The organism is Actinoplanes sp. NPDC048791 (assembly GCF_040650095.1).
Lineage (GTDB): Bacteria > Actinomycetota > Actinomycetes > Mycobacteriales > Micromonosporaceae > Actinoplanes.
In genome coordinates, this window is the sequence record NZ_JBEZGQ010000329.1 from 1 (window position 1) to 8,001 (window position 8,001).

At 70.2% G+C, this 8,001-nt stretch carries 11 protein-coding genes; 3 read left to right on the forward strand and 8 right to left on the reverse strand.

The genetic code is table 11. The annotated features are described in order from the left end of the window. Positions 1 to 635 (forward strand): ATP-binding protein (locus AB0C29_RS23065; protein ID WP_360823478.1); only part of this gene is annotated, 635 nt, incomplete at its 5' end. Between the two features lie 23 nt (positions 636 to 658). On the opposite strand, the gene AB0C29_RS23070 is transcribed toward AB0C29_RS23065, so the two are convergent. Next, the gene (locus AB0C29_RS23070; RefSeq protein WP_360823481.1) at positions 659 to 832 is read right to left on the reverse strand and encodes a hypothetical protein; all 174 of its coding nucleotides are present in this window, start codon (positions 830 to 832) and stop codon (positions 659 to 661) included. A gap of 255 nt (positions 833 to 1,087) precedes the next feature. Between AB0C29_RS23070 and AB0C29_RS23075 the strand changes: the two genes are divergently transcribed. Beyond that, on the forward strand, positions 1,088 to 1,222 hold the full coding sequence (locus AB0C29_RS23075; RefSeq protein ID WP_360823484.1) for a hypothetical protein: 135 nt from the start codon (positions 1,088 to 1,090) through the stop codon (positions 1,220 to 1,222). A gap of 436 nt (positions 1,223 to 1,658) precedes the next feature. Here the strand turns inward: AB0C29_RS23075 and AB0C29_RS23080 are convergent, their stop codons facing one another. From AB0C29_RS23080 to AB0C29_RS23090, 3 genes are all read right to left on the reverse strand, one after another. Beyond that, positions 1,659 to 2,483, reverse strand: a complete 825-nt coding sequence (locus tag AB0C29_RS23080; RefSeq protein ID WP_360823487.1) for an ATP-binding protein — start codon at positions 2,481 to 2,483, stop codon at positions 1,659 to 1,661. Between the two features lie 617 nt (positions 2,484 to 3,100). Continuing rightward, the gene (locus AB0C29_RS23085) at positions 3,101 to 3,460 is read right to left on the reverse strand and encodes a nuclear transport factor 2 family protein (protein WP_360823490.1); all 360 of its coding nucleotides are present in this window, start codon (positions 3,458 to 3,460) and stop codon (positions 3,101 to 3,103) included. Between the two features lie 24 nt (positions 3,461 to 3,484). Then, the gene (locus AB0C29_RS23090) at positions 3,485 to 4,561 is read right to left on the reverse strand and encodes a class I SAM-dependent methyltransferase (protein WP_360823493.1); all 1,077 of its coding nucleotides are present in this window, start codon (positions 4,559 to 4,561) and stop codon (positions 3,485 to 3,487) included. 240 nt (positions 4,562 to 4,801) lie between these two features. Here AB0C29_RS23090 and AB0C29_RS23095 point away from each other — a divergent pair, with 240 nt between their 5' ends. Beyond that, positions 4,802 to 5,509 carry a helix-turn-helix domain-containing protein gene (locus AB0C29_RS23095; protein ID WP_360823496.1) on the forward strand — a complete coding sequence of 236 codons (708 nt, stop codon included), beginning with the start codon at positions 4,802 to 4,804 and terminating at the stop codon, positions 5,507 to 5,509. A 30-nt stretch (positions 5,510 to 5,539) separates the two neighbouring features. On the opposite strand, the gene AB0C29_RS23100 is transcribed toward AB0C29_RS23095, so the two are convergent. The 4 genes from AB0C29_RS23100 to AB0C29_RS23115 all read right to left on the reverse strand — a co-directional run. Then, the gene (locus tag AB0C29_RS23100) at positions 5,540 to 5,821 is read right to left on the reverse strand and encodes a hypothetical protein (protein WP_360823499.1); all 282 of its coding nucleotides are present in this window, start codon (positions 5,819 to 5,821) and stop codon (positions 5,540 to 5,542) included. A gap of 145 nt (positions 5,822 to 5,966) precedes the next feature. Next, positions 5,967 to 6,170 (reverse strand): cold-shock protein, encoded by a 204-nt coding sequence (locus tag AB0C29_RS23105; protein WP_184995226.1) that lies wholly within the window; start codon positions 6,168 to 6,170, stop codon positions 5,967 to 5,969. A gap of 214 nt (positions 6,171 to 6,384) precedes the next feature. Further along, positions 6,385 to 6,636 carry a hypothetical protein gene (locus AB0C29_RS23110; protein ID WP_360823502.1) on the reverse strand — a complete coding sequence of 84 codons (252 nt, stop codon included), beginning with the start codon at positions 6,634 to 6,636 and terminating at the stop codon, positions 6,385 to 6,387. 50 nt (positions 6,637 to 6,686) lie between these two features. After that, positions 6,687 to 8,001: tetratricopeptide repeat protein (locus AB0C29_RS23115; protein WP_360823505.1), on the reverse strand; the 1,315-nt coding region annotated here is incomplete at its 5' end.

Below are 8,001 nucleotides of genomic sequence, written 5' to 3' on the forward strand. Positions count from 1 at the left end.
CCGACGCGGCGCATGAGCTGCGTAGCCCTCTCGCCGGCCTGCGCAACACCGTCGAGGTCGCCGCCACGCACGGCGGCGCTGTCGACCCGGAGGTGCTGCGCACCGGCACCGAACGGTTGCAGCGGCTCATCGACGATCTGCTGCTGCTCGCCCGGCTGGAACGGACGACGCCGGCTCGGGGAAAGCCGGTCGATGTCGCCGCGATCGCCGAGGAACTGGTCGGTGAGCGCCGCTATCGGGTGCCGCCGGACGAGCGGTTCGTCGTGCTGGCCGAGGGGCCCGCACAGGTGATCGGGCGCGAGGAAGAACTGGCCAGAATGCTGAGAAACCTGCTGGACAACGCCTCCCGATACGCACGCGACCGCATCACCGTGACCGTCGCGGAAGCCGAGCCCGGCATCGTTCGAGTGGAGGTCAGCGACGACGGCCCCGGCATCCCGCAGGCCGACCGGGAACAGGTCTTCGAACGGTTCGCACGGGTCGACCAGGCCCGGGATCGCCGCCACGGCGGCGCCGGCCTGGGCCTGGCGATTGCCCGGGACATCGCCGTACGCCACGGCGGCAGCCTGTACGCGGCCGACACCACAAGCGGCGCCAGGCTTGTCGCTGAGCTGCCGCAGTCGCCACGAGCCTGACGTTCGTCCGAGCTACCGGCCCGTCACGCCGGATCGGCGGCGGCCAGCTTGCTCGGATCGAGGTGCAGTGTGGCCAGCAGACCCCCGTGCTGCGCGGAGTCGATGCGTTCGGGCAGCTCGCGGTCGACGAAGTCGGCTCGGCCGTTCTGCCCACGCTCGCGAAGGATGCTGAGCACGAGGGCTTTGGAAATGATCATTGTCTGCTCTCTCAGGGTCGCGTCCGCCGGCGTTGGATCGGAGCCGCCGAGGTCTGGAGCGACAGTGGTAAGACTACGCCTGCTTCGTGGTCGCATCCCGCGATGTACTGCCACGGTTGCCAGCTGCGGAAACAGCGTAGGGTCAGCGTGCAGCGAACGACTCCGTGACTGCGCGGGGTCCTTCATCACCTGCACGCCGCAGTCAGGGCGGGTACCACGCTGCACGTTCACCGACCTGTTCCAGGAGGTTCGATCATGTCCAAGGACTCGACGACCAAGGCGAACGTCAAGAAGAAGGGCAAGACGATCAAGGAGAAGCAGACGGCGAAGCGCCTGAAGCGCGACGAGCAGGCCGGGCACTCCTCGAACATCCTGTCCACCAAGCGCTGACGCGGCACGGTCGCTCTGTCGGCCGGATGCCGCGGACACCCGCCGGGCCCTCAGCGGCCCGGTGGGTGATCGATGAACCGGTCACGGCCGGCGGCGGTCCACCCGCTGACCCGGGCGGAGGCCGGGAGGCGTCGCACGGTCCGCACGGTGGGACAACCGGGAGACCGCGTGTCCGACGCCCACGGCCGCGGCCGTCCATCGGCCACGCGAGCCGGTCACCGGTGCGCGCAGCCCATCCAGCAGGCGCCACAGCCGCACACCGCAGGCTGCGCACCGGCCATGCTGTACAGAGACGCCGCACGGATGGCTCGACTCATCGGCGACGACCACCGGGCCACCGCACCGGGCACAATCGGTGTCTCCAGCGGCATCCATGTGGACACCGTAAGCCCTCCTCACGATCGCCGCGAACGCTCACCGAACGGCGAGCGGGTGATCACATCACCGTCGCCCACACCACCTTGCCGTGACGCGTCGGCACGACGCCCCAGGCGGTGGCGACCCGGTGCACCAGCGGCAGGCCCCGGCCTCGTTCTTCGAGTTCTCCCCGCGGGCCGACGAGCTCGAGTTCGCCCGGGCGGGGAAACATGCTGACGCGGTCGTGAACCGCCACGTGCAGCCGGGTGCCGCTGTGGGACACGGTGACGACGAGATCGGTGCCGGCGTGTTCCACGGCATTGGCGGCCAGCTCGGACACGATCAGGCAGGCATCCTGGAGCACTCCCGGCAGGTTCTGGAGCCGACATGCCTGCGTGACCAGGGTGCGCGCGGCTGCGACGGATGCCGGGTGAGGCTCCAGGCGGACCTGCCGACGGTCGGCCCGCGACACCCGGGCGGCGATCCCTATCCGCGCCTCGCGCACAGTGGCGAAGACGCGTGGTTGCGGCCCTTCGAGATTCCGCAGGCGCCGGCTCAACGCAGTCGCCTCCGGCAAGCAGAAGGCCATGTGCATCGGCGTGTCAGCGAGCCTGGCCTCCCGCCACAGTGCCAGCCAGAACGGCAGACTCGCCCCGTACGTGTCCTCCAGATCGCGCAGGTCGACGATGATCGAGGGGGACGGCCCGGCCAGACACAGGGGTAGCGCGGCAGCCACCCGGTCGCTCACCTGAGGCGACCACCGGCCGTGCACCGCCACCTCGATCACCTCGAGGCCCGCGTCGGTCGTGACGGCCGCCCCGACGCCGTGACGATCGGTGACGACGTTGATGAGGTACGGGGACTCCAACGGCCGGGCCTGCGCCCGCCGGTCGACAGCGGTCACCACGAACCGTCCACGCGAGAGGCGCGGCCGACCGGTCGCACGACCCAGCAGATCATTGCGGCCACAGCGGCTCCTTGGCACCTGGTCAGGATGGAGGAACTGCCGAGGGCCGGAGCAGCGATGCCGGAGCGAGAGAACTGTCCCGACGGAACGACATTACCTCACCCGGAGCGAATCGACGGTCACCGTACGGGTGACCAACGCCCGCGTATCACCGCGGCCGCTCGCGTGACGCATCAGGTTGACGTTCGTGGCTCGTCTTGAGCGTCCCGGCCGGGACGGGTCTCGCGGATGACCTGACGGACCTCGGCCGGCGGCACTTCATGGTTGCGGTAAGCATGTGCGGCAGCGCGTTCGGCGGCGGCGAAGCGACGGTCGCGTTCAGCATGTTCCGCCGCTCCTGGCAGATGGTCGACCGCCTGATCGTGGACCTCAGCGCTGGCCTCGGCCGTCTCCGCGATGGCGTCAGCGGTCCGCGCCAGAGCCTCGAACGTGTCGAATGGCGTGTTCTCCACAGGCGACCCCGGCTCTCGTGTCAGCGCCGCGGCGCTTCGCGACTCGTCCCAGCGGACCTGTTCCAGTATGGCGCTCGCGGTGCCCGGTGCAGGCAGCGCACGCTATTGAGCCGGCGCCGCATACATTGCGAACGTCTGAGAAACGATCTTGCCGTTGGCCACGACGAAGGTGTCGGTCCCCAGGGGGATGTCACTGCCTATGCACCAGGTGATGTAGGCGATGTTGCCGTCGACCCGCAGGCTCCTGAGCGCGAAACGCTCGATGGCCCGGGCCGGCAGAGCCGCGATGAAGTTCTCGAAGAAACCGTGGATCTCCGGTTTGCCGCGATAGATCACGGCCTCACTGTAGAAAAGCGCGTCGTCGTCGTAGTCGCTCACTATCGCGGCGACCGGCTTCTGGTCCAGAAATGCCTGCAGGTGGTGGCGGACAACGCTTTCCGTGACAGTCGTTTCGACGTTCATGATCATCTCCAGGTTCGGGAAGGCCTATGGCCTGGCTTCGAGAACGATGTTGAACGGGGTTTCGGTCGCCCGGCGCACGTGGGTGAAGCCGGCCTCGTGCAGCACCGCCGTCAACCGCCGTTCACCGGCCTGCGCTCCCAGTCCCAGCCCGACGTCCTGAGCCAGCGAACCCGGGGTGCAGATGACCGTGGACAGGCCGTAGTAGGCCCGCCCGACCGGGTTCAGGTTGTCCTCGACCGCGTCCCCGGCCGCCGGCTCGACGAGCAGCAGGGTGCCGTCCGGGGCCAGGGCCTGCCGGATGCGGCGCGCGCCCCCCACCGGGTCGCCCATGTCGTGCAGGGTGTCGAACAGGCACACCAGGTCGTACCCGTGGCCCGGCAGGTCCTTGGCCGGTGCGATGTCGAACCTCACCCGCCGGCTCACGCCGAGCCGGTCCGCCGCCTCGCGAGCGGCATCGATCGACGGCTGGTGGATGTCGAAGCCCACGAACGACGAGCGTTCGAACGCCTGCGCCATGATGATCGTCGACGCGCCGAATCCGCACCCGACGTCGGCGACGCTCGCCCCCGAACGGAGCTTGTCCACCACTCCGTCGAGGGTCGGCAGCCACTGCTCGACCAGGTGGGCGGCATAGCCGGGGCGGAAGAACCGCAGCACCCCGGAGAACAGCCGGTCGTCGTGCTCGTGCCAGCCGACTCCCGCGCCGGTGCGGAACGCGTTCACGAACACGTCGTGGTCGGCGTAGCAGGAGGCGATGGTCTCGAACGCGCCGCCGAGGAAGACCGGACTGTCCTCGTTCGCGACCACCATGGCCTGCTCCGGAGGCAGCTCGTAGGTGCCGTCCGCCGGGTGGTGGACGACGTAGCCGCCGGCGGCCTGGTTGCCGAGCCATTCCCGGACGTACCGCTCCGCGGTGCCGGTCCGGTGGGCCAGCGTGGCCGACGTGATCGGGCCGGCCCCGGCCATCGCCTTGTAGAGGCCCAGCCGATCGCCGATGTGCAGCAGCAGCCCCGAGATGGCCGCGCCCATGTCGAGGACCGCCTGCCCGACGAATGCCTCGAGTCTTCCTTGATCGATCGGCTGGATGTCCGTCGCAGTCATGTCGTGTCTCCGCTCCTCGGCCCAGGTCCCCGACGGACCTGGCTGAATGCCTGTCACCGAGGATGGGGGTCCGGCGACCGGGGCGACCAGTGCCGATGTCGTACCGGCCCAGGCCCCCTTTGATTGCCGGGCGAAGGAGACGAACCGGACCGATTGCGCTGCCGGCGAGCTGCTGGGCAGGGCCTGGGCGGTACAGGATCCGTACTACCGGGTGGTGCCGAAAGCGAGCACGATGGCCAGATGAATCGCCGGGAGTACTGCCCCATCGCGGCCAGCGTCGAGGTGCTGGGAGACCGCTGGACCCCGTTGATCATCCGCGAGGTGATGGTCGGTGCCGGTGGCTTCAACGAGATCCACCGCGGCATTCCGCGGATGAGTCGCACCCTGCTCGCGCAGCGGCTGCGCGAACTTCAGCGGCGCGGCCTGCTGACCCATGAAGCGAGCCGGGCCGGCTTGTCGGGCGTCTACGCCCTGACCGCGGCCGGTCAGGCGCTGACCCCCATCGTGTGGGCAATGGGCGCCTGGGCCGCTGAATGGATGTTCGGAGATCCGACCGACGAGGAATGCGACGGCCTGACGCTGATCTGGCGCACGCACCAGGCCGCCATCCCGGCCAAGCTTCCTGAGGCCCGTACCGTGGTGCACCTCGTCCTCACCGGGGCCGGTGGCGCCCAAGGCTGGCTGGACATCCAGCGCCCGGGCATCACGGTCTGCAGGGAGGACCAGGGCCTGCCCGTCGATCTCGCCCTCGAGGCCGACACCGCACAGATGCACCGCTGGCTCGTCGGCATCGTGCCCTTCCGCGACATGGTCGCCAACGGGCACGCCCGGTTCCTCGGGCCGAGCCGCCTGGCCAAGGCCTTCCCCACGTGGTTCGACACCACGCGGTTCTCGGGCAGCCTGCAGCGGGCCGAACAACGCCGGCGCCGCGAAGTCGTGACTGCTTGAACGACTATCGGGTCAGCGGCGCGCGCACCGTCAGAACGGTGCCGGTCCTCGCCCGGCCAGCGAAATCAACAGCTGCGTGGCGAGCAGCTTGCGCATGCCGGTGACGGCAACTGTCCCCACCCGGTCGTAGGGCAGTTCCAGTTGCAGCCCTTCGACCGCGTCGCGAAGGTCTGTGGTGATCTCGTCCGGACGGAACGTGCCGCCCCATCCGTCGAGTCCGCCGCGCTGGTTGGTGCTGAGGGAGGCCATGCCGGAGATGCACGCGCCGTCAGCCAGGGTCAGCCGCGCAGGGCCTGAGTACGTCGTCGTCATATTCATCAACCTTCGGGGGGAAAACGCCGTGCACCTACGGTCCGTGCGGCCTGACAGTCAATCAAGCCGTGGTGCTGTGACGGAAGGGTGAAACGCCGAACGGCGGCCCGCTGAACCAGTCAGGCCGCCGTTCGCAGAGCAAGGGTCAGAGCGGGCGGATGTTCTCCGCCTGCGGGCCCTTCTGGCCCTGGGTGATGTCGAACTCCACCTTCTGGTTCTCGTCGAGGCTGCGGTAGCCGCTCGTCGCGATGGCGGAGAAGTGGGCGAAGACGTCAGCGCCGCCGTCGTCCGGGGTGATGAAGCCGAAGCCCTTGTCGGCGTTGAACCACTTCACGGTGCCTGTAGTCATGTCTGCTCCTTCGCAGGCTGTAGAGACCGCACTGCGCGGACTCTGACGCCGCCGCGTTGATTACCTGCGTCGAAACCGACACCCAAAACGAAAAGCGCCCGAAAGGTTTTGGATAACCCATCAGGCGCCGGAAAACGTCTACGGAAATCAAAACTGCAACGGGACCACTGTAGCGCACGATCCGGGTGGGGTGCAGCAGGGTGCCGGTCCATCCTCAGAATCCCACGTCAGCCAGACCCTCGCGGTCTCCGGTGGGCTGGTCAGCGGCCTCGGCCCGGGCCGCCGCTCGCCGCCGGGCGCCGAACCGCAGCAGCACGACCAGCCCGGCCAGCGCCACGACGACCGCCCCGGCGAGCCAGGGGGCGGCCTCTCCGAGGAACGTCACGAGCCGCCAGACCTGGAGCAGGGCGTACCAGATCCACCAGCCACTGAGGTCATCCGGCTCGAGGGTGGTCAGCGGGTGCACGGCCCGGACCGTATCCGCCGGCCGCAAACGACCGGCGACCGGCCGGCGGGTCAGTCGCGGGCGTGTCGCGGTACGCCGATCTTGTCGTACAGCGCCTCCGCCCGGCTCCGATGGTCGCGGGCCGCGGCAGGCTGGCCGGCCGAGTCCAGCACCGCGGCCAGCCCGGACAAGGCGCGCGCCTGCGCGTACGGGTCACCCGACCGGGTCGAGATCGCATGGGCCGCGGTGTGGTGCCGCAGTGCTTCGGGCAGCCGGCCGGCCGCGCGCAGGGTCTCGCCGAGGTCGTCCAGCGCGCCGGCCTCCATGTCCGGGTCGCTCAGCTCCCGGCTCAGCGCCAGCGCCTCGGTGAGGTGCGCGAACGCCTCCTTCAGCCCGCCCAGCCGGCGGCACGCCACACCCAGCCCGCGCAGGGCCTCGGCCTGACCGGACCGGTAGCCGATCTCCGCGCACAGCGCCACGGCGTCGCGGTGCCCGGCGTACGCCTGCCTGGTCCGGCCCTGCCGGGCGGCCAGGTGCGCGAGGTTGATCATGGCCACCGCCTCGCCGGCCCGGTTACCCAGGTCCAGCGCGATGGCCCGGCCCAGCTCGAAGTACTCGAGGGCTTCGTCGTCGTCGCCGATCCGGTAGTGCAGGAAACCGATGTTGTTCAGTGAGCGGCCCTCGTTGGTCCGGTCGCCGGCCGCGCGGTGCAGGTCCAGCGCCCGGTGCAGGAGGTCGATCGCGGTCGGATATTGCCCGAGCTGCAGGTGGGGGAGTGCCATGGTCTTCAGCGCCTCGCCCGCGCCGAGCTCGTCGCCGGCCGCGCGGTAGCGCGTCAACGCCTCTTCGGCCGCGTCCAGCGCTTGCCGGTAGCGACCGGTGCGGAAGCGGGCCACCGCGATGCCGTGCAGGGCGGTCGCCGCGCCTGCGGTGTTCCCGGCCTGGTCGCAGCACGCCTGGGCCTGCTGGTAGCAGTCGACCGCGGCGGCCAGGTCGCCACGGTGGGCGTGCACCGCGCCGAGCCGGTTCAGCGCGGCCCCGGCCCCGGCGGCGTCCTCGGCGGCCGAGGCGATCGACGCCGCGACCGTGTGCAACGCGATCGCCTCCGGGTAGTGGCCGCAGGCATCCAGGTACGGCGCCAGGATGGTCGACATCTCGGTCACATGGCCCGCCGGTCCCGCCGCCGAGGCCACTGCCATCAGGTTGGACCGTTCGGCGTCCAACCACACGCCGGCCGCCGCCGGGTCGTGCAACGGCGCGGGTGCCGAGTCGTCCCCGACCGGCCCGGCCGCGCTGGTCGCCGCCTCCGGAGACGCCGTGAACTTGAGCCGGACCGCGGCGGCCGCGGCCCGCCGGTGGTAGTCGCGGAGCCGGTCCAGGGCGTCG

Excerpts from the sequence above, each read along its gene's own strand:
- AB0C29_RS23070 (WP_360823481.1), bottom strand. The coding sequence starts at position 832 with ATGATCATTTCCAAAGCCCTCGTGCTCAGCATCCTTCGCGAGCGTGGG.
- AB0C29_RS23075 (WP_360823484.1), top strand. The coding sequence starts at position 1,088 with ATGTCCAAGGACTCGACGACCAAGGCGAACGTCAAGAAGAAGGGCAAG.
- AB0C29_RS23085 (WP_360823490.1), bottom strand. The coding sequence starts at position 3,460 with ATGAACGTCGAAACGACTGTCACGGAAAGCGTTGTCCGCCACCACCTG.
- AB0C29_RS23090 (WP_360823493.1), bottom strand. The coding sequence starts at position 4,561 with ATGACTGCGACGGACATCCAGCCGATCGATCAAGGAAGACTCGAGGCA.
- AB0C29_RS23095 (WP_360823496.1), top strand. The coding sequence starts at position 4,802 with ATGAATCGCCGGGAGTACTGCCCCATCGCGGCCAGCGTCGAGGTGCTG.
- AB0C29_RS23100 (WP_360823499.1), bottom strand. The coding sequence starts at position 5,821 with ATGACGACGACGTACTCAGGCCCTGCGCGGCTGACCCTGGCTGACGGC.
- AB0C29_RS23105 (WP_184995226.1), bottom strand. The coding sequence starts at position 6,170 with ATGACTACAGGCACCGTGAAGTGGTTCAACGCCGACAAGGGCTTCGGC.